Origin of the sequence: Micromonospora sp. CV4 (assembly GCF_003667455.1) — a bacterium.
Taxonomy (GTDB): Bacteria; Actinomycetota; Actinomycetes; order Mycobacteriales; family Micromonosporaceae; genus Micromonospora.
Genome location: NZ_RCVI01000260.1, coordinates 1 through 23,889, shown reverse-complemented (window position 1 = coordinate 23,889; position 23,889 = coordinate 1). Strand labels below are relative to the sequence as shown.

Here is a 23,889-nt window from a genome sequence, read left to right as displayed (position 1 = left end):
TGGCCCGGCTCGCTATATCGCAGCCGTCCGCAATGGACGGCCATGCCCACGAGCCTCCGTACCGCCTCGGCCGCCTGCCAGCTCCGCACGCTTCACCGCGGGAGACGGGGGCCCTGACCGGCGGCAGCGCGCCGGCCAGGGCCCACGTGGGCGACCTCGTCAGCCGACGCTGACCAGACCGATGTCGAGGGCCGTCTCGGCACCCTGCGCGAGCTGCACCGCGTCGGACTGCGCCGACTGCTGGTCCGGCACGTCGAAGGTGACGAAGACGTCGGAGTCGGTGGCGTCGTCACCCGTGTCCGGCGTGGTGAACCGGTACGTGGTGGAGAAGAGTTCGGCGTGCAGTTCGTGCTGCCCGTCGCGCAGCGCCACCCGGTAGGTGCCGTCCGCGTTGACGCTGATGTTCTGCGCGGGGCCGTCGGACGGCAGCACCGACAGGGCCAGTTCACCGGCGGACAGCCCGGTCTCCTCCGGGTCGCGCTGCCCGTCCGCGTCCGCGTCGAGCCAGACCCGGCCGGTCAGGTACGCGGCGGTGCCGTAGACGAAGCCGCCCTGGTACGTGTTGCCGCGCGGGTTCTCGCCGGGGGTGCTGGTGGAGAGGGTGACGGTCACCGGCAACAAATCGCCGGGCTGGCCGCCCTCCGGCACCCGGCCGCTGAACGAGAGCACCGGGGTCTGCGCGCCCGGGGCGAGCGGGCCGTTGACGCACTCCCACTCCTGGTCGGTGACGACGGTGGTGCACTGCCAGGACGGGTCGGACTGGTCGCCGACGCCCCCGAAGAGACCGGCGGCGGCGGTGACCCGGACCCGAACGTCCTCGGCGGTCTGGGTGCCGTTGTTGGCGAAGTGCATCGGGTGCTTGACCCACTCCCCGGCCAGCACCTCGTACCCGGGGATCTGCACCACGCTGGAGACGTAGAGGTCGGGGTAGACGACGCCGGCGTCGTAGGTGACGGTCTGCCGGGTGGTGTTGTTGCGGGTGCTGGACTCTCGGCTGGTCGACGAGACGGTGGCGGTGATGTCGCCCGTCTCGCCGTCGGCGCCGGGCCGGAACCGCACCCCGAAGGTCAACGGCGCGGCCTTCTGCCCGGCGGGCAGCGCAGCGTGGACGCAGACCAGGGTGGGGCTCAGCGCGCACTGCCAGCCGTCCGCCGCTGGGCCCTCGCCAGCGACGTACGCGTTGGCGGGCAGGTCGACGGTCACGGTGACCCCGTCGGCGGTCGCGACCCCCGCGTTCGCGACCGTCACGTCCGTCATCACGGATTCACCCTGCACGGGGATCCGCGCCCGGTCGACGGTGAGCCCGACCGTGAGGTCGGCACGATCCACGGCGGCCGACGCGGGGCTCGCGACGGCCACCGACCCGAGGGTGGTGGCGAGGACGGCCAGCGCGAGTGCCGCGCCCGACCGTCGGTGGAGGATGCTCATACAACTCCTGTCCGTAGGGACGGTGGCCTGTTGTGGCCACCCCACGGCAATCCGGATAAAGCCAAGATCACCGATGCTTCCGGACGTTTGGCGACGGTCGCCGGCGCGGCGTTACATCGACTGGGAGAGGAATCCGTCACCGCCTCGGCGACCAGCCCCGAGGCTGAGGCCGACCTACGCCATCGACGGCGTCAGCGGGTTGGCCAACGAGGTCGGCGGAACGGCGGGGCGCTCTTCCGTGGCGAGCCGCTACGAACGCGGGCGCGTCACACCCCGCCGCTAGCGTGGCGTTCGTCCCACCCGTTGACGCGTGGATAAGCCTGCAATGATCGACCACATGTCCGTCCAGGTCGGCGACGTGCCGACCAGCGCCGCTTTCTACGACGCCGCCATCAAGGCCGGCGCAGAGGTGCTGCACGCGCCCCGGGTCTGGCCGGAGTACCACCCGAGCTACTTCGCCGCGTTCGTCCGCGACCCGGACGGCAACAACGTCGAAGCCGTCTGCCACGCCCCAGCTTGATTGGACCTGCCGCCATGGAACAACGGATCAGCCTGGTCACCCTCGGCGTCACCGACGTGGCACGCGCAAGAGCCTTCTACGAACAGCTCGGCTGGCGCGGCCAGGAGGTCGAGGAGACGGTCTTCTTCCAGGCCGGCGGCCTGGCGGTGGTGCTGTGGGGCCGGGACAAGCTCGCCGACGACGCGGGCGTCGACGATCGGGGCACCGACGGCTTCGGCGGCGCGGCCCTGGCGCAGAACGTCCGGTCGCAGGCAGAGGTCGATGAGGTGATCGCCACGGCGGTGGCCGCCGGCGCCAAGGTGACCAAACCCGCCCGCGCGACGTTCTACGGCGGCTACGCCGGCTACTTCACCGACCCGGACGGTCACGTATGGGAGATCGCCTGGAACCCCGGCTTCCCCCTCGCCGAGGACGGCACGATCACCGTCCCCGACTTCGGCAGCACGGACTGAGCCGGGCTGAACTCGTCAGGGTTCGGTCGGTGGACAGAGCAGCCGGTCCAGCAGCGGCAGTTGCAGGGGATCCAGGCAGAGCGTGATCAGCGCGGCGTCCGGCGACGGCGATGCACTCGGCGAGGCCGGCGCGGTCGGTGTGGGCGACGCAGTGGGCAGGATCGGGCGGCCCACCGGGGGTGGGTCCGTGGTCGGAGCCGGACCGGGCGTCGGCGCCGTACTGGCGGACGGGCCCGGAGCGGTCGGCGGGCCCTCGGCGGTCGGCGGGTTCACAGCGGTGGACGGTGCCGGCGCAACCGGGACCGCTGGCCGGGCGGGCGCTGCGGTGTTCGGTGGGGCGTACGGGGCGTCGGCGGTGGTTCGGGCCGGCAGCGTACGGCCGACCGACCCGGCTCTCCCCCGCTCCGGCGCCACCGGGCCGACGGGAATGGCCGGGACGAGGGCGTCGATGGCCGTCGGAGCGTCCACGGTGGTGACCGTGGTGGCCTCTGCCCGCTGCACGGAGCCTGCCTGTCCGGGGCCGAGTGCGCCGGGGCCCAGTGTCCCGAACACCACCGTCGCGACGGCGGCGACGGCGACCACCCGGCGGTCGGGGCGTAGCGCCGTCAGCGGAGCCGCGTCCGGATCGACGGGTGACGGCGGCGAAGGCCGCGCGCCCTGGTGGGCGTCCAGCAGGGCGTCGACCTGCGCGGTGACGGTGGCGCGCGTTCCGGCAAAAGCAGCGACCGCGAGGCTGAGGTAGAAGCGGAAGTTCACCACGGCGCTGGCGGGGACACGTAGCCCGCTCAGTCGACTGTGGTCGTGCAGGAGGGTGAGGGGAACGTCGGCGTGGTGGGCGGGGGCGGCCAGGTCCGCGTACCGCCATTCGCGTCGGCGCTCGCGCCCGGCGAAGGCCAGCCGGTGGTTGGTCACGACGGCCACGCCGGTGTCGACGACCCGCAGGCCGGTCGGCAGGGCGCCGGCGGGTGTCTCGGCGAAGGTGACGGGGCCCGGCGTGGGCAGGCCGGCGACGTGCCGCGCCTCGGCCTCGACCAGCTCGGCGACGGGGAGTACGCGGAAGACCAGCTCGTCGTCGGCGAGGTCCACCGGCAGGCCGGCGCGCGGCTGCGTACACCCGAGGAAGCCGGCGGCTTCGATGCGGAGCCGGGCCAGGTGGTCGTTGCGGCGCAGCCAGGCGGCGGTGGCGTCGCGGTACGCGCGCTGCCGCCGGTCGTTCTCGCGCTCGGCCCAGGCGATCCGCCAGGGGGCACATGCCAGTGAGGTCACGGTCACACGCGGTACAACCGCTCATGTACGGGACAGGCAACGCCGACGGGATCGATGCTTCCCTTTGTTCCCGAAAGGAGAGAATTGACAGCTACCGGTCCGTCGTCCCCGCCGGCACCAGCGCGAAGTGCACGGTCCGGCCGGTCCTGCGCCGTCCGAGGCGGTGCATCAGGGGTACGAGCACCCCGTGCAGCAGCGGGTACTTGCGGCGCAGCGTGCGGGCGGCGGCGTCGTACTCCGGGCCGGCCAGCCGGCGGGCGGTGGCCTGGACCGCCGGGCCGGTCGGCACGCCGCGCGCGGTCGAGGCCGCCACGGTAACCGTCGGGTTGTTGCCGATCCGCCGGGTCTTCCAGGCCCGTTCGAAGCTGCGCACGTACGCCCGGTCGCCGGCCACGGCGATGCTCACCGGCGTCGCGACCGGGCGGCCGTCGCGGCGGTACGTGGTCAGCAGGACCGTCTTCTGGCGCCCGAACGGGGTCAGCTCCGGCACGTTGGACGGCGAAACCGTGCCGAGCACCCAGCCCCGCTCCTGCCACCGGTACGCGATCACCACTCCGGCCACCACCACGGCGCCGGCGATCGCGAGGGTCTGCGCGGTGGTGCCGCCGAGGTTGCGGTCGGCGACGTGCACCACCGTGTGGGCCGTCCCGCCGACGGCGTAGCCGGCCAGCGCCACGGTGAGCGCGTCGGCCCAGATGGTGGCGAGCAGCAGGGTCACGCCGATGCCGAGTTGGAAGGCGCCGACGTCGTGCACGAAGTGCCGGTGTGGTGGGAAGTCGGCCCAGGCGCTGAACGAGGCCGGCGCGAGCAGCGCCCACACGCCGACGACCGCGCTGGCCAGGCCGAGCAGGGCGGCGGCGGGTCGCACGATTCTTCTCATGCACCGGTGACGAGACGGCCGGCCCCGGCGTGACATGCGGTGGAGCCGGGCCGACGAACGGCCCGGCCCGGTTCCCGCCAGTGCCAGGTCAGTTACCAAGCGGGCCGGGCATCGGACCTCGGGCCGGAAACCGCGACGGCGCGCGCGGCGGGTACGCCTCGCAGTGCTCGGCCCACTGCTCGGCGGCGACGGCGAGGGCGTCCGCGGAGACGGTGAGGATCAGTGGATAGATCGCGGTGGGCGGCCGGCGCATCCACGGCGGCAGCGACTCGGCGGAGAACTCCACGGTCAGCTCCAGCCGGCGACGGCGGATCACCCGGGTCCGCAGGGCCAGGTTGGGTTCGGTGAAGCGGACGAGCGCCGGTGGCGGGCTCGGCCCGACGGCCGCCGTCGCCTGCCCGCGCAGCCAGCCGCCCAGAGCGCGGGCTTCCTCGACCATCAGGCTCGGGTAGTGGTGCGACCAGGTCTGGCCGTCCGCGGTGCGGGCGTCCACCTCGATGAGCAGCCAGTCGCGCCAACCGGGCACGGCCCGGTCGGGGTCGTCGGGCGGATCGATGCCGGGCTGGTAGCCGACCGGGCGGATTCGCACCCGGGCGCCGTCGTCGGACCGGATCTCCACCCCGTTGATTCTGGCCGACCGGGAACGCCGGAAGGTCCCAAACAGGCATTAAACGGTCACCTTGTCACAGTTCGCCGCACGCCTCGATGCTCGGCGCAGGCGTTCGACCGACCGCCGGTCAGGCTGACCGACCCGTCCCGGCACTGCACCAGGTAGCCCCGGCCGGCCCAGAACTGCGGCACGCAGTCGAACCAGTCGCACACCTCGGCGGCCGGCCGGCGGATGCGGGCGCCGCCGCAGAAGTCGTACCCCAGCGAATTGGCCGGCGCTCCGCAGCGCGGCTCGCGCGTCGGGTTGGGTGACGGGCGCGTCGGCTTCGCCGGCTTCGACGATGCGCGGGGCGCTGGCGGTGAGGCCGCCGGGCGGACCAGCGCGGGCACCACGCTGGGGGTGGGCGCGGGGGTGGCGGCGACCGCGACCTCGGCGCCACCGGTCGGGTCGGACGGGTCCGACTCGATCAGGGCCGCCGGCACCAGCAGCGCGACGGCCGCGGCCACGGCGACGGTCCGCCGCCCGCCGGGCACCAGCGCGGAGAGCCGGGCCTGCGCGGGCGTTGCCACGGCCGGCCGGAACGGCTTGAGCTGGGCGTGCTCGGCGATCAGCTCGTCGAGCTGGGCGAGCACCGCGGGTCGCTGCTCGATCGCGTCGGCGAAGGCCAGGGTGAGCTTGAACCGGAAGTCCGCCGCCGCGTCGGTGGGCAGCATCAGCCCGGAGGTACGCCGCCGGTCCAGCACCTGGATCAGGGTGACCGGCGCCGCCGGGTCGTGGGCCAGGCCGGTCATCCGGCCGTACGCCCAGTCGCGCCGGCCGCGACCGCCGAGCAGCACCAGCCGGCGGCTGGTGATCACCGCCATGCCGGCGTCGGTGACCCGGACTCCGTCCGGGCGGCGCGGGCGCAGCGACCCGGGCGGTGGGGCGACCGTGAGATCCGGCGCGGGCAGCACCGTGGTGTGCCGCACCTCGACCAGTTGCGCCGCCGGCAGCGCCCAGAGCACCACCTCGTCGCCGGCCAACTCCAGCGGTAGGCCGGCGCCGGCTGCCGCGGAGCCCTGAAAGTCGGCGGCCAGGGCGCGCAGCCGCTGCAACTCGTCGTCGCGTCGCCGCCACGCCGCCTCGGCGCCGCGGAACGTGCTGACCCGCCGAACGTTCTGCCGGTGCGCCCACCGGTACCGCCATGTGGAACCCGTCGAATCAGTCTTTGCCACGCCGACTCCTTCGCCGCGCAGGCCACCAACCGGGGTGTCACTCGTGTTAACAGCGGTGGCGCGCCACCCAGACACGCCAGAACGGGGCGAAGTAACCGATCGGCGGCGCAAACCGCACGATAGGGCGATGGTGCACCTTTCCGCGTGCCCTGCGGGGGCGGTCGCTGTCTCGGTAACGTCAGCCGCAGGGGTGGCGACGCCGCGGCACCGCCGTATCGGAGGGGGTGACGATCGTGCCGCAGGGCACCCGGTTCGGGGTGGTGGTCGGCGTCGACATCGGCACCACCAGCACCAAGACCGTCGCGTACGACACCGGCGGCCGGCAGCTCGCCACCCAGTCGGTCGGCTACCCGCTCGACGGTCCGCAGCCCGGGTACGCCGAGCAGGACCCGCAGCTCATCCTCGACGCGGTGCTGGAGTCGATCCGCGCGGTGGTGGCCGAGTTGACCGAGCCGGTGGACGCGCTGTCGTTCGGCTCCGCCATGCACAGCCTGATCGGGCTCGACGCCGCCGGCAGCCCGCTGACCCCATCGGTGACCTGGGCCGACGCGCGAGCCACCCGGCAGGCCGAACGCCTGCGGGCGGTGCCGTCGGGTCTGGCCCTGCATCGGCGGACCGGGACGCCGATGCACCCGATGTCGCCGCTGCCCAAGCTGCTCTGGTTCGCGGAGCAGGAGCCGAAACTCTTCGAACGGGTCGCCCACTGGGTCGGCATCAAGGACTGGGTGCTGCTGCGGCTCTGCGACGCGCTGGTCACCGACCACTCCGTCGCCTCGGCCACCGGCCTGATGGACATCCACCGGCTGGAGTGGGACAGCGAGGCGCTGACCATCGCCGGCATCACCGAGGAGCAGCTACCCCAACTGGTCTCCACCACCACAGTGCTGCCCGGGATCACCCCGCAGGCCGCGGCGGCGACCGGCCTGCCGCAGCGCACCCCGGTGGTGGTCGGCGCCGGCGACGGGCCACTGGCCAACCTGGGCCTCGGCGCGGTGCAGCCCGGCATGGTGGCCTGCACGATCGGCACCAGCGGCGCCATGCGGGTGATGGTCGAACGGCCCGGGGTGGACCCGCTCGGCGGGGTGTTCTGCTACGCGCTGACCGAGGACCGCTGGGTGGTCGGCGGCGCGATCAACAACGGCGGCATCGTGCTCCGCTGGGCCGGCGAGGCGCTCGCCCCGGACCTGGGCGAGCGCTCCGAGGAGGAGCTGGTGGCGCTGGCCGCCCGGGCGCCGGTCGGCTCGGGCGGGCTCATCATGCTGCCGTACCTGCACAGCGAGCGAGCGCCGCACTGGAGCGCGCTGCCGCGCGGCGCGTACGTGGGGCTGACCCACTCGCACCGCCGCGAACACCTGATACGGGCCGCGCTGGAGGGGGTCTGCCAGCAGCTCGCGCTGGTGCTCAACTCCGTGCGTGCGGCCGGCAACGAGGTCCGCGAGATCCGGGCCGGCGGTGGCTTCGCCCGCAGCGGCCTGTGGCGGCAGATGCTCGCCGACGTGCTGGGCCTGCCGGTGAGCTTCCCGGCCGGGCCCGAGGGGTCGGGCTTCGGCGCGGCCCTGCTCGGCATGCAGGCGTTGGGGATGATCCCCAGCATCGACGTGGCCACCGACCTGGCGCGCATCGAGGAGACCGTCCGCCCCGACGCGGCCGCCGCCGCCACGTACGCGTCGCTGCTGCCGCTCTTCGCCGAGCTGTACGACGCCCTGGCGCCCACGTTCTTCTCCATGCGTCGGCTGGCACCCGGCCTGCCCACGGAGCACTTCCCCGCGTCACCACCGACCTGACCCGTGCGGCCGGCCCGTCCCCGGGGCTGGTGTCGCTGATGACTCTGATACCTGGGAGTCATATTTATACCTCTGAGGTATCGCGCTCATCAGGACGCGGCCGCCCGGATGGGTGACGCCAATCTTGACCGGCCCCGCCGCCCCTCTCGCTCCATATCGTGCAAACGTGAGAAAAAGCGACAAGAAACGCTCATCTTCCCAGTCGGGCCCATTCAGCCGCGTACCCCTGAAGTGGCTGACGGCGGCGGTCGCGCTGGCCGTGGTCGCGACGACCGGGCCGGCCACCGCGGACGGCCCCGGCCCGGCCGCCACGCCGGAGCCCACACACCAGGCCGAACCGGGGTACGGGGCCGAGCAGAGCGACGAGCCCGGTGTGGAGCCGACGCCGGAGCGGGCGCCGACCAGCGAGGTGTCCTGGCTGTCGTTCCCCGGCGGGGTGTTCGCGGTGGACTCGCTCGGGCACACCGTGCGGTACCGGGCCTGCGACGGCGACACCGGGCGGGTCGCCGACCCGGACATGCGCGTCGCCGCCGGGGTGGCCAGCGGCGAGGTCACCGTCGAGGGGCGCAGCTACCGGTACCGGGTGCCGCTGGTCGGGCGGAGCCAGGGCACGCTGGCGGTGACCCGGCGCCACCACCCGCCGACCGAGCTGACCGGCGTGGTGGTCACCAGCCCGCAGCCGCCCACCGATCCGGTCGCGGGAGCCGAACTGTTCCCGCTCAGCGGGCAGCTCGCCCGGGTGGTCGCCGACGCGAGCCTCAACCCGTCCGGCGTCACCGTCCGGGACCTGTCCGGCCGGTACGGCGATCAGCAGATCGCGGTCAACGGCGCGCTCCGCCCCAAGGCGGCCAGCGTGATCAAGCTGTGGATCCTGGTCGAGCTGCTCCGTCGGGTCGACTGTGGACAGGTCTCCCTCGACGACGGTGTGCTGGTCACCCCGGCCGACGTGGTCGGCGGCACCGGTCAGTTGCAGTTCGAGACGTTCCCGCAGGTGGTCACGCTGCACCGGCTCGCCCAGTACCTGATCAAATACAGCGACAACATCGCCGCGAACGTGCTGATCACCTACCTGGGCGGGTTCGCCCCGGTCAACGCGCTGATCGACTCCATGAACCAGCGGTCCACCATCCTGGCCCGTCGGATGCTCGACAGCGCGGCCGCCCAGCGCGGCGAGGAGAACTACACCAGCCCCGACGACGTGGTGTCGTTGCTCGGCGCGGTCTGGGACGGCGAGATCCTCAGCCCCGCCTCCCGCGACCTGATGATCGGGTTCATGCGGGAACAGACGCTCAACACGAAGATCCCGGCGGCGCTGCCGCCCGGGGTGCCGGTCGCGCACAAGACGGGCGACCTGCCGGACGCCTCGCACGACGTCGGCTACTACCTGATCCCCGGCTCGGAGACCGCCGTCGCGTTCCTCACCGCCGGGCCGATGGAGACCGGCGACGAGACGGTCCGCCGGATGGCCCGCACCGTCTACGACTTCCTGGTCACCCCCACCGAGGGGGCGTACGAGGAGTGAGCCGGCTCAGGCGCCGGGGATGTTCGCCGGCGGATCCTCGCCGACCAGGTCGGCCGCCGGCGGCTCGGCCGTCACCGGCAGCCCGAAGTCCGAGTACGTCAGGTCCAGCCGCGCGGTCTGCGACTGCTCGCTGGCCAGCTCGATCCGGTAGCGGACCAGCCGCCCCTGCTCGTCGACGGTGGCGGTGAACGGCACCGCCGCGGCCCGGTCGCCCAGCACCCCTGCGACCCCGCTGCCCAGCACCGCGCCGCTCTCGCGCAGGTCCAACGTGCCGGCGTACTCCCGGACGCCGGTCTGCCGGACCTCGGCCGGCGCGGTCAACGTGGCGGCCAGCCGGGTGTTGTCCAGGCCCTGCTTGGCAGGGGGCGCGCCCGGTGCGCCGACGTGCCACCAGGTGCGGCCGTCCCAGACCGGGATCCGGCGGTCCGGGGCGGTGATCCGCACGTACACGTCCGGCCCGGTGGTCAGCCGCTCGATCTTCACCTCGCCGGTGGGCACCTTGAGCGAGGTGGTCTCCAGGCCGCGGCGTGCCTTCGGGTCCCAGAGCACCACCGTGCCGTCCCCGCCCGCCTCCCCGCCGGCGCCCAGGGTCAGCTTGTAGGTCTGCTGGTCGATCTTCGCCGCGGCGGCGACCAGCACGCTGACCGGGTCGGTCGCCGCCGGGGCGGGCGACGCGCCGGCCGCCGGGCGACCCGCTTCGGGCTCGTCGCCCCCGGCGACCAGGGCCCAGACCCCGGCGGCGATCGCCACGGCCAGGACGGCGCCCGCGGCGACCAACTTCGGCTTGTTCACGGTCATCTCCCCCGAGCGGCGCGCCCGCCGGCCGGTGGCCGATCGACGCTGACCGCGGTGCGGTCCGGCCAGACTAGCCGGACCGCACCGAGCCCTGTCCCCGTCGCCCTCCCGCTCGATCAGGCGCGGCTGATCGCGTTGGCGTGGATCGCCTCGTTCAGGTACGCCGCCAGGCCCGGGGCGATGTTCTCGTAGTGCCGGGTGAACCGCTCGTCGGCCATGTACATGTCGGCCAACCCGGTCTGCACCTCGTACGAGCACTCGTAGAACCAGCGGCTGATGATCTGCCGGTGCTCCTCGGCCAGCTCCATCGCCTCCGGGCTGTCCGCCGGGGCGCCCGAGGCCAGCACCGCGACGATCCGCCGGCCCCAGTCCTCGTTCTCCGCCTTGATCCGCAGCCAGTCGTCCTTGCCATAGCGGGAAGTGCGCCGGATCGACTCCCGGTACGCGTCACTGTCGCCCCACCGCTGCTCGGCCTCGGCCTCGTGCTCCTCCGGGTTGAAGTCGCCGAAGACCTCGAACCGCTCCTCCGGGGTGAGTTGGATGTTCAACTTGCTCGCCTCCATCGCGAACTCGATCGCCGTGACCATCTCCTGCAACCGCTGGATCCGTACCGTCAGCAACTCGTGCTGGCGGCGCAGGTGCGCGGCCGGATCGGCCGCCGGGTCGTCGATGATGGCGGCGATCTCCTCCAGTGGGAAACCCAGCTCCCGGTAGTACAGGACGAGCTGCAACCGTTCCAGGTCCGCGTCGTCGTAGCGGCGGTAACCGGCCGGGGTCCGCCCGCTCGGCGAGAGCAGCCCGATCTCGTCGTAGTGGTGCAGCGTCCGTACCGTCACGCCGGCCACCTTCGCCACCTGACCCACCGTGTACGCCATGGTTCCCCTCCCTTCCGGAAACCAGGCTCCCGCCTGCCGCTACGTCAGGGTCAAGGCCGATTCTGGCCCACCGTGCCGGGACCGTCCGGCCGCCCGTACAGATAGCCCTGGCCGCGCGGGCAGCCGATCGCGGTGACCGCCGCGTGCTGCCGCTCGGTCTCCACGCCCTCGGCGACCACCGCCAGGTCGAACGCGCCGGCCAGCCGGGTGACCATCTCCACCGTGGCGTACGCCCGCTCGTCGTCGGTGCCGAGCCGCGCCACGAACGAGCGGTCGATCTTCAGCTCGGTCGCCGGGATGCGGTGCAGGTAGCTCAACGACGAGTAGCCGGTGCCGAAGTCGTCGATGGCGATGCCGATGCCCAGTTCCCGGAGCTGGCGCAGCCGCTCCAGCACCGCCTCGGTCCCCTCGATCAGCGCCGACTCGGTCAGCTCCAGGGTCAACGCGCGCGGCGCCAACCCGACCCCGGCGGTGGCCGCGGTGACCGTGGCGATCAGGTCCGGCCGGCGCAGGTGCGCTGCGGAGATGTTCACCGCGACCGTCGCCTCCGGTGCCCATTTCCGCCAGGTCGCCGCCGCCCGGCACGCCTCGTGGATGACCCAACGGTCGATCGGCAGGATCAGCCCGGTCTCCTCCGCCAGCGGCAGGAACCGGGCCGGCGGCAGCACCCCGAGCCGGGGGTGCCGCCAGCGCACCAACGCCTCGGCGCTGCGGACCGCACCGGTGGCCAGCTCGACGATGGGCTGGAACTCCAGGTGCAGCTGCTCCTCGTCGACGGCGCGGCGCAGGTCGGCGATCAGCTCGGCCCGGGAGACGGCCGACTCGCGCAGCGCCGGGGTGCACGTCCGGTACGCGGACTTCCCGGCCGCCTTGGCCGCGTACATGGCGATGTCGGCGTCGCGCAGCAGGTCGGTGTGGGAGGCGTGCTGCGGCCCGTACTCGGCGATGCCGATGCTCGCCGACGGGTGCACCCCGACATCCTCGTCCCCGTCGGAGGGTCGCAGGGCGTCCAGCAGCCGCTCGGCGAGTTGCTCCGGAGGCACCGGCCGGTCGCCGTCGACCAGCACCGCGAACTCGTCACCGCCGAGCCGGGCGATCGTGCCGTCACCGTCGACCGCGGCTCGCATCCGGGCCGCCAGCCCGGTGAGTAGGGTGTCGCCGGTGGCGTGCCCGAACCGGTCGTTGACCTGCTTGAACCCGTCCAGGTCGAGCAGCAGCACGGCCACCGGCCGGCCGTCGCGCAGGGCCAGGCGCAGCCGCCGGTTGAACAACAGCCGGTTGGGCAGCCCGGTGAGCTGATCGCCGTACGCGAGCCGGCGCAGCCGGACCACCAGACGCAGGTTCTCGTTGGCGGCCAGCCCCTGGCGTACGGCGAGGGCGGCGAGCAGCGCCATCATCGTCACGAAGACCAGCTGCGGGGTCTGCCCGGTGGGCCGGCGGGCCAGCACCACCGCGATGATCGCCCCGCCGACCGGCAGGTACGGCAGCGCCACCCGCCACCACGGCGGTGGCGACGCCTCGGCGGTGTCGTCGGTGCCGTCGCAGTCCGGCGGCGGTGGGTACCGGGCGGCTAGGCCGATCAGCAGGTAGCTCAGCGGCCAGCACAGGTCGATCACGTGACCGGCGGCGTAGTCGCCGCGCGCGACCAGCGAGACGTACCCGACGTCGGCGAGCACCCGGATGGTGAGACTGGCCGCGAGCACGCTCATCGGCCGCCACGCCGTTCGGACCGGACCGGCGACCGTGACCAGGATGGTGAGCTGCATCAGGTCGAACATCGGGTAGAGCAACCCCAGCGTGCGGGCCGGGTCGGCCAGCTCGGCGGCGGCGACGCCACGGAACACCAGCACCCAGCCGATCGGCACCAGGGCCAGCGCGACGATCACCCCGTCCAGCAGTGTCCGGGCCCGTCCGACGGCGGTCCGGGGCGCGGAGGGCGAGCAGAGCAGCGCGGCGGTGCCGGTGAGGATGCCGACGGTGAAGACCGCCCCGACCAGCGGGGTGTGCGGCAGGTCGCCGCCGCCGAGCCGTTGCGCCGTCCAGGTCGCCCGGCCGAGCGCGGCGAGCGCCATGGTGACCGCGAGCAGTGTCCAGAACCGGCGCAGTGGGGTTGGTTGACGGCGGGCCGCCCCGACGCAGGCGACGGTGGCCCAACCCGCGACCAGCAGCGCGCCCAGGTCGCTGACCAGCGCGGCGCCGGGTAACGCGGCAACCAGCCAGAACGCCTCCGCCACCAGGACCGCGCCCGCGACGAGCACACCGGTAGGTCCCGTTCGCGCGGGCGCGGCACCCGTCGCCGGTCCGCCCGCTGGCGCCCGGCGCTCCTGCGGACGGCGCTTCTGCGGGGGTGCGCACCCCCGCGGCATGCTTCACGTCCTGTGGCGACACGGTCGCTCCGGCTCTTCGTCGTGCGTGCACCCTCGGGCGGACCGGTCCACGGCAAACCCCGAAAGCCTAGCCAGCGCCGGAGGCGCCCACCAGGGACCGGACGGCCGCGCAAATCGAGCCGGTCCGGCCACACAGGACGGCCGCGCCAGGGCCTGGGCCACTGCCCGTTGCGGCCGTACCATCACCCGGTGCCCCTCCCCCGCCGACGGCTGGTCGCCGCGTCCATCCTCCTGGTGCTGGAGGGGATGACGTTCGGGCTGCTCGTCACCGAGTCCGTAACGGGTGCGATCGCGGCCGTCGGCTTCACCGCCGTGTCGTTCTGGGCGCACGTCGTCCTGCACGAGTGCGGGCACCTCGTCGCGGCGAAGCTGCTGCGTCTGCCGGTCGTCGCCGTCCGTATCGCACCCTTCACCGGGTGGCGGAGCGAGGTGTCGGTCCGGCCGGCGCCGTCGGAGACCGCGTTGCCGGTGCGGATGGTGCTGTTCTACCTCGGCGGCCCGCTGACGAACCTGTGCACCGCGGCGGCGCTCGGCGCCGCGACGACCCTGACGAGCACGCCGCTGACACGCCTCGCGCTGCTCGGCGCGGCGCTCTTCGCGGCGCTACTGGGGCTGGCCAATCTCATTCCCGCCACGTCGCCGCACAGCGACGGCCGCAACCTGCTCCGCTGGCTCCGGGCGCCGACAGCCACCGGCGCCGCGCTACGGGCCGCCTACTACCAGGAGGACGTGAGCAGGATGTTACGGGCGGTCGCCCATCGGGAGGTTGATGATCGTCCCGGGAATCCGGCTCGCGACGGCGACAATCCGCGACTCGCGCTCGCCGCCTTCCAACGGCGCTGGAGCACGGGACACACGCACTCGACGGCGGCCTACATCGCCGACGCCGAGCGGCTCGCGGCGCTGGCTCGCGCCGACAGCACCGATCCCAGGGCCGCCGCCGCAATCGGGCAGGTGCTCACCGTCCAGTTCGGGATGTGGTACCTGTACGCCGCCGTGGTGAACAGATCGCCGGTCGAACGCCGGGAGGTGCTGGAGATCTCGGAACTGGCCCAGCTCGCCCTCCACGTGCGGCCGCACACGATGTCCGCCCGTGTCGCCATGAGCCTGGCTCACCTGCTCAACCAGCGGCCGGAGCATGCGCGGTCGCTGCTTGTCGACATTCGGCCGAGTGCTGACCTGCCGGCCCTGTGCAGCGTCGCGCTTCTCCTGCGGGCCATCGCCGAGTGTCACCTCGGCAACCACGCCGTTGCGGACACCCTGATCAGCGCGGCCGGCAGCGACTACCGCCAACTGAAACAGGTCGTTGCCGAGATCCGGGCGGCCGATCCGATGCCGCCCCTGTTCGCACCGGCGCCGATGGCGGCCACCTGACCGACAGGCCCGCGCTCCGGTGGTCAGCGGCCGGCGGAGCGGTTCCAGGGTGAGCGGGGCAGCGCGGTGCCGGCCAGCGGACGGCGCGCACGGCGGCGTCTCCGCCGGCCGGGCGTGCAGGGGGCACGCGGGACGGTGTGGACCGGAACGCCGACGGGCGCGGGTTGGCGGCCGATCAGCCAACACAGGAAGCGGGCCATCTGCGGTTCAGCTGACCGCGAGGCGCTCGGCGTCGGACCGGGAAATCTCGTACTGCGCTCCGCAGAACGTGCACTGCTGTGCGTACCGGGTGCGGATCGGGATGATCGGGATGAAGAAGAGCGTGAACCTGGTCGACCGGCGGGTGATCACCTGCGCGGCGTGGTTACCGCAGTTGCGGCAGACCTGCTGCGCGACACCCGAACGGTCGATCTTGGTACGAAGACCAAAGATGAAGAACATCGCACGCCAGTACCCACTCCAGCCCGATCAATCACCCGCACGGCCACCGAAATGCGCGGCGAGCGCCGGCCCGTGGTGCGGTGGGCCGGCGCTCGCCAGGCGGTGACGCGTCAGCTCGCCGCAGGGGTCGGCTCGGCGTCCAGGCCGGGCACCTCGGCCGGGAGCCAGATCGGCTGCCATGCCGGCACCTCGTGGAAGCGGCGCAGCTCCGCCAGCCCCGCCACCGACCCGGTCCAGGCCGCGTACGGCGGGTTGCTCTCGTCGAAGCCGCTCTGCACGAAGGTCAGTGTCGTCCGGCCGCCGGATTCGGCCAGCTCCCAGGTGCTGACGCCGGTGGGGCCCCAGTCGACGGACATCTTCCGGCCCGGCTCCAGGTCGACCACCTTGGCGGCGTACCCGGCGTCGAAGCCGCCCATGGCGTACCGCCCGCCGACCCAGGGCTCGATCCCGATCGGGTAGCCGAACCAGGCACTGGCCTGCTCGGAGTCGGTCAGCGACTCCCACACCTTGTCGGCGGGCGCGGCGATGACCAGCTCGCCACGCAGGTCGGCGGAGGTGAAGTCGGTCCGCGGCAGCAGCGGCCGGCCCTCCAGGTGGGAGGCGAGGTTGGCGATGGACAGCGCCCAGTAGGTCTGCAGGACGCCGCGGATGCTGCTGCCGCTCATCGCCTCGGCGAAGTCGAAGTGGCTCTGCGTCAGGGTCAGCACGGTGGTGTCCGGACCGTCGGCGGTCAGCTGGAACTCGGTGGTGGTCTCCACCCCGTCCAGCAGCCAGCCGATGCGCAGCGTGTCGTCGTCGGCGTGCAGCAGTCGCTGGTGCGGGGCGTCGCCCTCCGGCGTGTACCGGCCCCAGAACTCGTACCGCTGGGGCAGCTCGACCTCGGCGTGCTCGGCCAGCCACGTACGCAGCTCGGCCGGGTCGGTCAGCGCCTGGCGGACGCGCTCGACGGGCGCGGAGAGGCGTGCCTGCACCTTCATTGGCTCACTCATTGTCGTTCCCTTTCGGATAGCAGGCGACGGCAAGCTTGAAGGCATCCCCTTCGCTGCCGCCGTAGCGGGTGAACAGGTCCTGAAGTGCGGTTTGCAGGTCGTGCAGGAACTGCTGGCGCTGCTCGGCCGGCACCCGGATCTCGCCGGAGACCCCGATCGAGGGCAGCTCGGGCGCCGCCCGGTCCAGGGCGGCGATGTCGGCCTGGACCTCCTCCATCAGGTCGAGCAGGTAGCCCAGGCTCAGCTCGTCCCGGGCCCGGCGGAGCCCGATCCGGCCGACCAGGCGGGGCGAGAGCCAGTAGGAGCGGGCGGCGGCCTGGTAGATGCCCTCGGTGATGCCGCGGACCTTGCGCTCGTTGACCAGCTCGACCAGGCCGGCCGCGACGAGCTGCTTGACGTGGTAGTAGACGCGCTGCGGCGTCTGGTCGAGTCGGGCCGCGACCTCGGTGCAGGTGCGCGGTTCGGCCAGTTGTCGCAACACCTCGACGCGTTGCGGCTTGAGCAGGACTTCGGCCTGCTCGATCTGCTCCAGGTACAGGACGTCTCTCATGGCAAAATCAGTTTGTACGTACAAAACTTGTTTGTCAATCGGTTCGCGAGAAGCCGCGCCGACTTTCTCGACGCGGCTTCAGGCGACGCTCAGCAGATGGTCAGGGCAACCAGTCCGGCCGCAACGGGTAGCCGCTCACGCCGTCCGGGCCGTTGTGGGTGGCCAGCACCTGGTGCAGCTGGATGCCGTTGCGCTCGAACGCCATCCGCGACCCGGCCATGTACAGACCCCACACGCGGGCGGTGCCCGCACCGACCTCGGAGACGCAGAAGTCCCAGTGCTCCACCAGGTTGCGGCACCAGGCGGCCAGCGTCAGCGCGTAGTGCTGCCGCAGGTTCTCCTCGTGGTGCACCTCCAGCCCGGCGTCGTGCACCTCGCTGATCAGCCGACCCGGACCGGCCAGTTCCCCGTCGGGGAAGACGTACCGGTCGATGAACGCGCCGGAGCGGTGCGGCGCCCGGTTGTCCGCGCGGGTGATGCAGTGGTTGAGCAGCCGCCCACCCTGCCGCAGTCGACTGCGCAGCGCCCCGAAGTAGGCCGGGTAGTTGCGCACCCCGATGTGCTCGGTCAACCCGATCGAGGAGATGGCGTCGAACTGCTCCGCCGGCGCGTCCCGGTAGTCCAGGTGCCGCACCTCCGCCAGCTCGGTCAACCCCTCCCGCTCGATCGCCGCCTGCGCCCACTGCGCCTGCGCCTTCGACAGGGTCACCCCGAGCGCCTTGACGCCGTACTCGCGCGCGGCGTGCCGGACCATGCCGCCCCAGCCGCAGCCCACGTCCAGCAGCCGCATCCCCTTCTTCAGCGCCAGCTTGCCGGCGACCAGGTCGTACTTCGCCGCCTGGGCCTGCTCCAGCGTGTCCTCCGGGGACCGGAACACCGCACAGGTGTACGTCATCGACGGGCCGAGCACCTTCTCGTAGAAGGCGTTCGAGACGTCGTAGTGGTGCGAGATGGCCGTGCTGTCCCGCACGCGCGAGTGCCGCAGCCCGTTCATCACCCGCTTCCAGCGCGGCTGCGCCTCCTGCGGCGGCGCCGGCGGCGGCAACAGGCGCTCCCAGCCCAGCCCGCGAACCAGCGCCAGCCCCTCCGCCACCGACGGTGGCCGCAGCCGCAGCTCGTCCTTGAGGACCCGCAGCGCCTCGTACGGGTCGCCCGGGTGCACACCCTGCAACGCCAGGTCACCACTGACGTAGGCCCGGGCCATGCCCAGGTCGCCGGGAGCGGTGAGCAGGTACGACAGGCCCCGCTCGGAACGGATCGACAGGGTGATGCCGGCGTCGGACGGGCCGACGGCGCTGCCGTCGTACCCGGTGATCCGAACCGGCAGCGGCCCGGTCGTGACCGCGCGGACGACGTCGGCCACGGTCGGACCCGTACGCCGGCCCCCCGCCGGCGGGGTGGCGGGGACGCTCGCCGCCCCCTGATCTCGGTCGGTCAGGCTCATGCTCGTGCTACCGCCTTTTCGTACAGTCCCGTCAGCCGGTGGTCCGGGTCGTAGCGGTCCTTCACCGCGCGCCACGTGTCGCCGCCGTAGAGGCGATCGAACGCGTCCCGGTCGTAGTACGCGTCGGAGTAGAGCGACTTGTGCCCGCCCGACTCCGACACCCTGCGTTCGATCGTGCGGTTGACGTCGCCGTCGGCGGCGCCGGGCGCGATCGGCACGCTCCCCCAGAACCCAATGTTGACGTAGTCCTGCCCCGGCCGGAGGGGATACAGCGGCCACGACCGCGCGGAACCGGGACCCGCCGGCTCGCGCAACCGCAACGGACAGAGCCACACGGGGTTCATCCCCACCGCGCCGGCGAACCAGCGCAGGAAGTCGGCTGTGCGTTCGAGCGGGATCTCCACGTCCTGCACCACCCGCTCCCGGGCCGGCTGGCCGCGCAGCCGGTCGATCCGGGCCGCCACCTGGTGCCGGTGCTCGAGCCGGACCAGTCGGTGGTAGACGTCGCTGCGCCGGTAGCGCGCCGGCCACAGCCGCCGCACCACCGGGTGCTGGGCCCCGAACGCCGCCGAGCACCAGAACCAGTCGGTGTCCCAGCGCCACAGATAGTCGTACGCGGTGAGCACGTCCCGGGTGCGTTGACGCAGCGACCGGTAGTAGATCGCCTGGCCGGTGTAGTCGCTGGGCGGCTCCGCCGCGTCGGTGAACGTGGCCAGCACCAGGTACGCCTCGCCGGGGCTGAACATCACCCCGTCCATCGCGTCGACCGGTTCGCCGGCCCAGGACCGGGTCGCGGTCACCTCGGCGATCGCGTCGGTGAGCGCCTCCAACCGGGTGAACCGGATGTTGCGCAACGCCACGTACCGGCCGACCGGTTGCAGCTCGATGCGCAGCCGGGTGGCGTACCCGAGGCTGCCCAGCGAGTTGGGGAACGCGGTGAACAGGTCCGCGTGCTCGCCCTCCGGCCGGGCGGTGATGATCTCGCCGGAGCCGGTGAGGATGTCCAGCTCCCGCACCGACTCGTGGGGCAGGCCGTTGCGGAAGGAGGTCGACTCGATCCCGAGGCCGGTGACCGCCCCGCCCAGGGTGATCGTGCGCAGCTGCGGCACCACCAGAGGCATCAGCCCGTGCGGCAGCGTCGCGTCGACCAGGTCCTCGTACGTGCACATGCCCTGCACGTCGGCGGTGCGCCCGGTCGGGTCGACCGACAGCACCCGGCCGAGGCCGCTCACGTCGAGCCCCGGGGTCCGTGGAGCGGACCGGGGGCGGAACAGGTTCGAGGTGCGTTTGGCGAGCCGGACAGGCTCGCCCGTGGGCACCGCGGCGTACGACCGCCGCAGCATGTCCACCGCTTGATCATGGTCAATCGAGTGATCCACACGCTCAGCGCGCATGTGATCACCTTACGCCCGTACCGCGGAAACCGTGGGATGTCGACGGTGGCCATTTCCCGTCCAGTGGCAGGCCCGGCGGTTACCGTGGCGGTCATGCCGTCGCCCGCGATCGCCGCTTTGGACTCCGCCGGTCTGCCCTACCGGCTGATTTCACACGGCGCGGTCGGCAGCCTGGCGGAGGCCGCCGCCGTCCGGGGAGTGGCCGTCCCGGACGTGGTCAAGACGATCGTGGTCCGCCGCGGGGCGGACGACCACCTGTTCGTGCTCACCCCCGGCGACCGGGTCATCTCCTGGCCCAAGCTGCGCACGCTGCTCGGGGTGCACCGGCTCTCCATGCCGGACGCGGCGGGCGCTCTCGCCGCCACCGGCTACGAACGCGGCACCATCACCCCGTTCGGCGCGAGCACCGCCTGGCCGGTGATCGCGGACGAGCGGATGCGCGGCCGGGAGATCACCCTCGGCGCCGGCGAGCGGGGCCTCGCCGTCGCGGTCGACGCCGACGCCGCGATCGCCGCGCTCGCGGCCACCGTGGCCGACGTCACCGATCCGCAGCCCACCCGCTGAGCCGTCGTCGCGACCGGTGTCGCGTCGGCGCCACGGCCTAGTCTGGGTCGTATGCCGAAAGCTGTGTGGAACGACCTGGTCGTCGCCGAGAGCGACGACACCGTGCTGGTGGAGGGAAACCACTACTTCCCCCGCTCCGCCCTGCGCGACGACCTGATCCGCGAGTCCGCGACGCACACCGTCTGCCCGTGGAAGGGCACCGCCTCCTACTACACCCTCGTGCACGAGGGCAGCACCAGCGAGGACGCTGTCTGGTACTACCCGGAGCCGAAGCCGGACGCCGAGATGGTGCGTGACCGGGTGGCGTTCTGGAAGGACGTCCGGGTCGTCGACTGACGCCGGGCTGGCCGGGTCGCCGCCGGCGCCGCGTCGCCTCAGCCCCGGACGTCACCTCAGCCTCGGAAGCTCCAGGCCCGGGGCGCGGTCGCGGCGGCCAGGACGGCCTCCGGCACCGGGCGGCCCGGCCGCCGTCGCAGCAGCAACGACAGCCCGGCCGCGCCGATCGACAGCCCGCCGGCCACATACCAGGCCATCGCGTAGTCGCCGAGCTGGTCCCGGACCAGCCCCGCGCCGGTCGCGGCGATCGCCGCGCCGAACTGGTGGGCGGCGAACACCCAACCGAACACGACCGCCCCGGCGGTGCCGAAGTACTCCCGGCACAGCGCCACGGTCGGTGGCACGGTGGCCACCCAGTCCAGGCCATAGAAGATGATGAACACCAGCATGCTGGGCCTGGCGGTGCCGGCGAACAGGGTCGGCAGCAGCAGCAGGGACAGCCCCCGCAGCGCGTAGTAGGCGCCGAGCAGCAGCCGGCTGTCGACCCGGTCGGTCAGCCAGCCGGAGGCGATCGTGCCGACGATGTCGAAGAGCCCGACCAGGGCGAGCAGGCTGGCGGCGGTGGTCTCGGGCATGCCGTGGTCGTGCGCGGCCGGCACGAAGTGCGTACCGACGAGGCCGTTGGTGGTCGCGCCGCAGATCGCGAACCCGCCGGCCAGCAGCCAGAACGGCCGGGTCCGGGCCGCGGTGGCCAGCGCGCCCAGCGCCCGGGTCGCCGCGCCGCCGGTCGCCGGTGGCGCCGCGACGACCTCGGTCGCGCCGTAGGCGGGCAGGTCGAGATCCGCCGGGTGCTCGCGCAGCAGCCACACCACCAGGGGTACGACCGCCAGCGCGGCTCCGGCCACGACGAGTGCCGCCGTACGCCAGCCGTGGTCGCGCACCAGAACCGCGATCAGCGGCAGGAAGACCAGCTGCCCGGCCGCCCCGCCGGCGGTCAGCACGCCGGTGACCAGGCCCCGCCTCCGGACGAACCAGCGCCCGGTGACGGTCGCCACGAAGGCCAGCGCCATCGAGCCGGTGCCCAGCCCGACCAGCACGCCCCAGCAGAGCAGCAGCTGCCAGGAGGCGGTCATGAAAACCGTCAGCCCGCTGCCCGCGGCGACCAGCAGCAGCGCCACGGAGACCACCCGGCGGATGCCGAACCGGTCCATGAGGGCGGCGGCGAACGGCGCGGTGAGCCCGTAGAGCAGCAGGTTGACCGAGACGGCCGCGGAGATGGTGGCCAGCGGCCAGCCGAACTCCTCGTGCAACGGGTGCAGGAGCACCGAGGGGGTGGCGCGGAAGCCGGCCGCGCCGACCAGCGCCACGAAGGCGACGGCGGCGACCAGCCAGGCGGGGTGCAGACGGCTGTTCTTTCTCACGCGGACCAGTCTGGGCGGCGTCGCCGGCACCGACGAGTGGCCGGAAAGCCATCATGCGCAATAATCGGGCCATGACCGTACGCCCGCACCGGATCGCCGTACTCGCCCTCGACCAGGTGGTCGGCCTGGACCTCGGCACCCCGTCCCAGGTGTTCAGCACCGCCCGGAGCGCCGACGGGACGTCCTTCTACGACGTGCGGGTGTGCACCCCGGGCGGCCAACCCGTCCGCAGCACCGCCGGCTTCCAGGTGGTCCCGGACCACGGGCTGGAGCTGCTCGACACCGCCGACACCGTGATCGTCCCGGGCATCCACGACGGCAGCGCGCTGACCTCGGGCACCGTCGCGCCGGAGGTGGCCGAGGCGCTGCGCTCGGCGTACGAGCGGGGTGTCCGGGTGATGTCGATCTGCACCGGGGCGTTCGTGCTGGCCGCCGCCGGGCTGCTCGACGGACGTCGGGCCACCACCCACTGGGCGTACGCGGAGCGGTTCCGCCGGCTGCACGACCGGGTGGACCTCGACCCGGGCGTGCTGTTCATCGCCGACGACCAGGTGCTCACCTCGGCCGGAGTGGCCGCCGGCATCGATCTCTGCCTGCACGTCATCCGCCTCGACCACGGCAGCGAGGTGGCCAACCGGGCGGCCCGCCGCTGCGTGATGCCGCCCTGGCGGGACGGCGGCCAGGCCCAGTACATCGAGCGGCCGGTGCCCAAGGCCACCGACACCAGCACCGCCGGCGCCCGGGAGTGGGCGCGGCAGCGGCTGCACGAGCCGATCGCGCTGCGCGACCTGGCCGAACAGGCCCGGATGAGCGTGCGCACCTTCACCCGGCGCTTCCGCTCGGAGACCGGGCTGAGCCCGGCACAGTGGCTGCTCCAACAACGCACCGACCACGCTCGACTGCTGCTGGAGACGACGGACCTCACCGTCGACCAGATCGCCCACCGCTGCGGCTTCGGCACCACCGCCGCCCTGCGCCAGCAACTCCACCAGCGCATCGGCGTCGCCCCGTCCGCCTACCGCCGCACCTTCCACCCCCGCGCCGAGCTGATCGGCAGCTGACCTCCCGCCGCTCAGCGCAACCCGGGGCACCGGCCGGTCCGGCGCCGACCGGACGTAGCACTCCCGCGAGCGGTATACCTGTGAGTCATATTTATGACTCACAGGTATACCGCTCAACAGACCGGCATGCCCGACGCCGTACGGCCGCCTCTGGTCGACCCGGCTCAGGTGCGGAGCATGTGGAGTTGCGCCTGGTGCTTGGGGAGGTGGACCCGGGCGTGCAGGTCCAGCGTGCGCGACCAGGGCAGCGGCTCGTCGACGATGAGGTCGAAGCCCTCCCGCAGGTGCGTCTCGACCGGGGTGTCCGCCGCGAGGCCGAGCTGGTCGACCAGCGCGCAGAGCCGGTCGCTGGTGCCGTGCAGCAGCGCGGCCAGACCACGCAGGCCACCCTGCTCGGCGACCAGCGCGTCGAGCTGCGGTCGGTGGATGTCGTCCAGGTCGTAGTACGCGAACGTCGACCCGGCCAGCAACGCCTCGGTGGCCTGGATCATCAGCTCGTCGTTGGCAACCAGGTGCGCCACGATCTGCTCGGCACTGAGCTGCCCCTCCGGCGGCGGCCCGAACCCCGCCGAGTCAATCTCCCCAAAAACCTCGCCGTAGGCCTGCCGCAGCCCCCCGCTCTCCACGTCCCCCAGTCAACCC

General features: G+C 72.9%; 22 protein-coding genes and 1 pseudogene. 8 read left to right on the top strand and 15 right to left on the bottom strand.

Features of this window, described 5'->3' with window-relative positions; genetic code table 11:
- Positions 1 to 159: 159 nt before the first annotated feature.
- Positions 160 to 1,428, bottom strand: coding sequence for an SdrD B-like domain-containing protein (locus tag EAD98_RS31835; RefSeq protein ID WP_121654629.1), 1,269 nt, complete (start codon positions 1,426 to 1,428; stop codon positions 160 to 162).
- Between the two features lie 373 nt (positions 1,429 to 1,801).
- Here EAD98_RS31835 and EAD98_RS14775 point away from each other — a divergent pair.
- Positions 1,802 to 1,948: pseudogene (locus tag EAD98_RS14775) on the top strand (VOC family protein); the annotation flags it as partial.
- Between the two features lie 14 nt (positions 1,949 to 1,962).
- Complete coding sequence (locus EAD98_RS14770; protein ID WP_121654627.1) at positions 1,963 to 2,400, top strand: VOC family protein; 438 nt, start codon at positions 1,963 to 1,965, stop codon at positions 2,398 to 2,400.
- Positions 2,401 to 2,415: 15 nt separating this feature from the next.
- Here EAD98_RS14770 and EAD98_RS14765 read toward each other — a convergent pair whose 3' ends face one another.
- From EAD98_RS14765 to EAD98_RS14750, 4 genes are all read right to left on the bottom strand, one after another.
- Positions 2,416 to 3,666, bottom strand: coding sequence for a hypothetical protein (locus EAD98_RS14765; protein ID WP_147457392.1), 1,251 nt, complete (start codon positions 3,664 to 3,666; stop codon positions 2,416 to 2,418).
- Positions 3,667 to 3,757: 91 nt separating this feature from the next.
- The gene (locus EAD98_RS14760; protein ID WP_121654625.1) at positions 3,758 to 4,546 is read right to left on the bottom strand and encodes a PPOX class F420-dependent oxidoreductase; all 789 of its coding nucleotides are present in this window, start codon (positions 4,544 to 4,546) and stop codon (positions 3,758 to 3,760) included.
- A gap of 88 nt (positions 4,547 to 4,634) precedes the next feature.
- Complete coding sequence (locus EAD98_RS14755; RefSeq protein ID WP_121654624.1) at positions 4,635 to 5,165, bottom strand: hypothetical protein; 531 nt, start codon at positions 5,163 to 5,165, stop codon at positions 4,635 to 4,637.
- A gap of 56 nt (positions 5,166 to 5,221) precedes the next feature.
- On the bottom strand, positions 5,222 to 6,370 hold the full coding sequence (locus EAD98_RS14750) for a hypothetical protein (protein ID WP_121654623.1): 1,149 nt from the start codon (positions 6,368 to 6,370) through the stop codon (positions 5,222 to 5,224).
- Positions 6,371 to 6,603: 233 nt separating this feature from the next.
- Here EAD98_RS14750 and EAD98_RS14745 point away from each other — a divergent pair, with 233 nt between their 5' ends.
- Together EAD98_RS14745 and EAD98_RS14740 are read left to right on the top strand one after the other, a co-directional pair.
- The gene (locus EAD98_RS14745) at positions 6,604 to 8,154 is read left to right on the top strand and encodes a gluconokinase (protein WP_199723410.1); all 1,551 of its coding nucleotides are present in this window, start codon (positions 6,604 to 6,606) and stop codon (positions 8,152 to 8,154) included.
- A gap of 166 nt (positions 8,155 to 8,320) precedes the next feature.
- A complete protein-coding gene (locus EAD98_RS14740; RefSeq protein WP_147457391.1) occupies positions 8,321 to 9,676 on the top strand; it encodes a serine hydrolase in 1,356 nt (451 codons plus the stop codon).
- 6 nt (positions 9,677 to 9,682) lie between these two features.
- On the opposite strand, the gene EAD98_RS14735 is transcribed toward EAD98_RS14740, so the two are convergent.
- From EAD98_RS14735 to EAD98_RS14725, 3 genes are all read right to left on the bottom strand, one after another.
- On the bottom strand, positions 9,683 to 10,468 hold the full coding sequence (locus tag EAD98_RS14735; RefSeq protein ID WP_147457390.1) for a hypothetical protein: 786 nt from the start codon (positions 10,466 to 10,468) through the stop codon (positions 9,683 to 9,685).
- A 119-nt stretch (positions 10,469 to 10,587) separates the two neighbouring features.
- Positions 10,588 to 11,346: a MerR family transcriptional regulator gene (locus EAD98_RS14730; protein ID WP_121654620.1), complete on the bottom strand. Its 759-nt coding sequence runs from the start codon at positions 11,344 to 11,346 to the stop codon at positions 10,588 to 10,590.
- A gap of 50 nt (positions 11,347 to 11,396) precedes the next feature.
- A complete protein-coding gene (locus tag EAD98_RS14725; RefSeq protein WP_233583827.1) occupies positions 11,397 to 13,604 on the bottom strand; it encodes a bifunctional diguanylate cyclase/phosphodiesterase in 2,208 nt (735 codons plus the stop codon).
- Between the two features lie 318 nt (positions 13,605 to 13,922).
- Between EAD98_RS14725 and EAD98_RS14720 the strand changes: the two genes are divergently transcribed.
- Positions 13,923 to 15,107: a hypothetical protein gene (locus EAD98_RS14720; RefSeq protein WP_233583826.1), complete on the top strand. Its 1,185-nt coding sequence runs from the start codon at positions 13,923 to 13,925 to the stop codon at positions 15,105 to 15,107.
- Between the two features lie 207 nt (positions 15,108 to 15,314).
- On the opposite strand, the gene EAD98_RS14715 is transcribed toward EAD98_RS14720, so the two are convergent.
- The 5 genes from EAD98_RS14715 to EAD98_RS14695 form a co-directional block, all read right to left on the bottom strand.
- Complete coding sequence (locus EAD98_RS14715; protein ID WP_121654618.1) at positions 15,315 to 15,548, bottom strand: zinc-ribbon domain-containing protein; 234 nt, start codon at positions 15,546 to 15,548, stop codon at positions 15,315 to 15,317.
- Positions 15,549 to 15,658: 110 nt separating this feature from the next.
- Positions 15,659 to 16,537 (bottom strand): SRPBCC family protein, encoded by an 879-nt coding sequence (locus EAD98_RS14710; protein ID WP_121654617.1) that lies wholly within the window; start codon positions 16,535 to 16,537, stop codon positions 15,659 to 15,661.
- On the bottom strand, positions 16,530 to 17,087 hold the full coding sequence (locus EAD98_RS14705; RefSeq protein WP_121654616.1) for a helix-turn-helix domain-containing protein: 558 nt from the start codon (positions 17,085 to 17,087) through the stop codon (positions 16,530 to 16,532). Before EAD98_RS14705 ends, EAD98_RS14710 begins: the two co-directional genes overlap by 8 nt.
- Positions 17,088 to 17,187: 100 nt before the next feature.
- A complete protein-coding gene (locus EAD98_RS14700) occupies positions 17,188 to 18,531 on the bottom strand; it encodes a class I SAM-dependent methyltransferase (protein WP_121654615.1) in 1,344 nt (447 codons plus the stop codon).
- On the bottom strand, positions 18,528 to 19,925 hold the full coding sequence (locus EAD98_RS14695; protein WP_121654614.1) for an FAD-binding oxidoreductase: 1,398 nt from the start codon (positions 19,923 to 19,925) through the stop codon (positions 18,528 to 18,530). Before EAD98_RS14695 ends, EAD98_RS14700 begins: the two co-directional genes overlap by 4 nt.
- A 93-nt stretch (positions 19,926 to 20,018) precedes the next feature.
- Between EAD98_RS14695 and EAD98_RS14690 the strand changes: the two genes are divergently transcribed.
- Complete coding sequence (locus EAD98_RS14690) at positions 20,019 to 20,489, top strand: aminoacyl-tRNA deacylase (RefSeq protein WP_199723409.1); 471 nt, start codon at positions 20,019 to 20,021, stop codon at positions 20,487 to 20,489.
- A 51-nt stretch (positions 20,490 to 20,540) separates the two neighbouring features.
- Positions 20,541 to 20,825, top strand: coding sequence for a DUF427 domain-containing protein (locus EAD98_RS14685; protein WP_121654612.1), 285 nt, complete (start codon positions 20,541 to 20,543; stop codon positions 20,823 to 20,825).
- Positions 20,826 to 20,881: 56 nt separating this feature from the next.
- On the opposite strand, the gene EAD98_RS14680 is transcribed toward EAD98_RS14685, so the two are convergent.
- Positions 20,882 to 22,186 (bottom strand): MFS transporter, encoded by a 1,305-nt coding sequence (locus EAD98_RS14680; protein WP_121654611.1) that lies wholly within the window; start codon positions 22,184 to 22,186, stop codon positions 20,882 to 20,884.
- Between the two features lie 53 nt (positions 22,187 to 22,239).
- Here EAD98_RS14680 and EAD98_RS14675 point away from each other — a divergent pair, with 53 nt between their 5' ends.
- Positions 22,240 to 23,247 (top strand): GlxA family transcriptional regulator, encoded by a 1,008-nt coding sequence (locus EAD98_RS14675; RefSeq protein WP_121654610.1) that lies wholly within the window; start codon positions 22,240 to 22,242, stop codon positions 23,245 to 23,247.
- Between the two features lie 164 nt (positions 23,248 to 23,411).
- Here the strand turns inward: EAD98_RS14675 and EAD98_RS14670 are convergent, their stop codons facing one another.
- The gene (locus EAD98_RS14670; protein WP_121654609.1) at positions 23,412 to 23,873 is read right to left on the bottom strand and encodes a hypothetical protein; all 462 of its coding nucleotides are present in this window, start codon (positions 23,871 to 23,873) and stop codon (positions 23,412 to 23,414) included.
- Positions 23,874 to 23,889 lie beyond the last annotated feature (16 nt).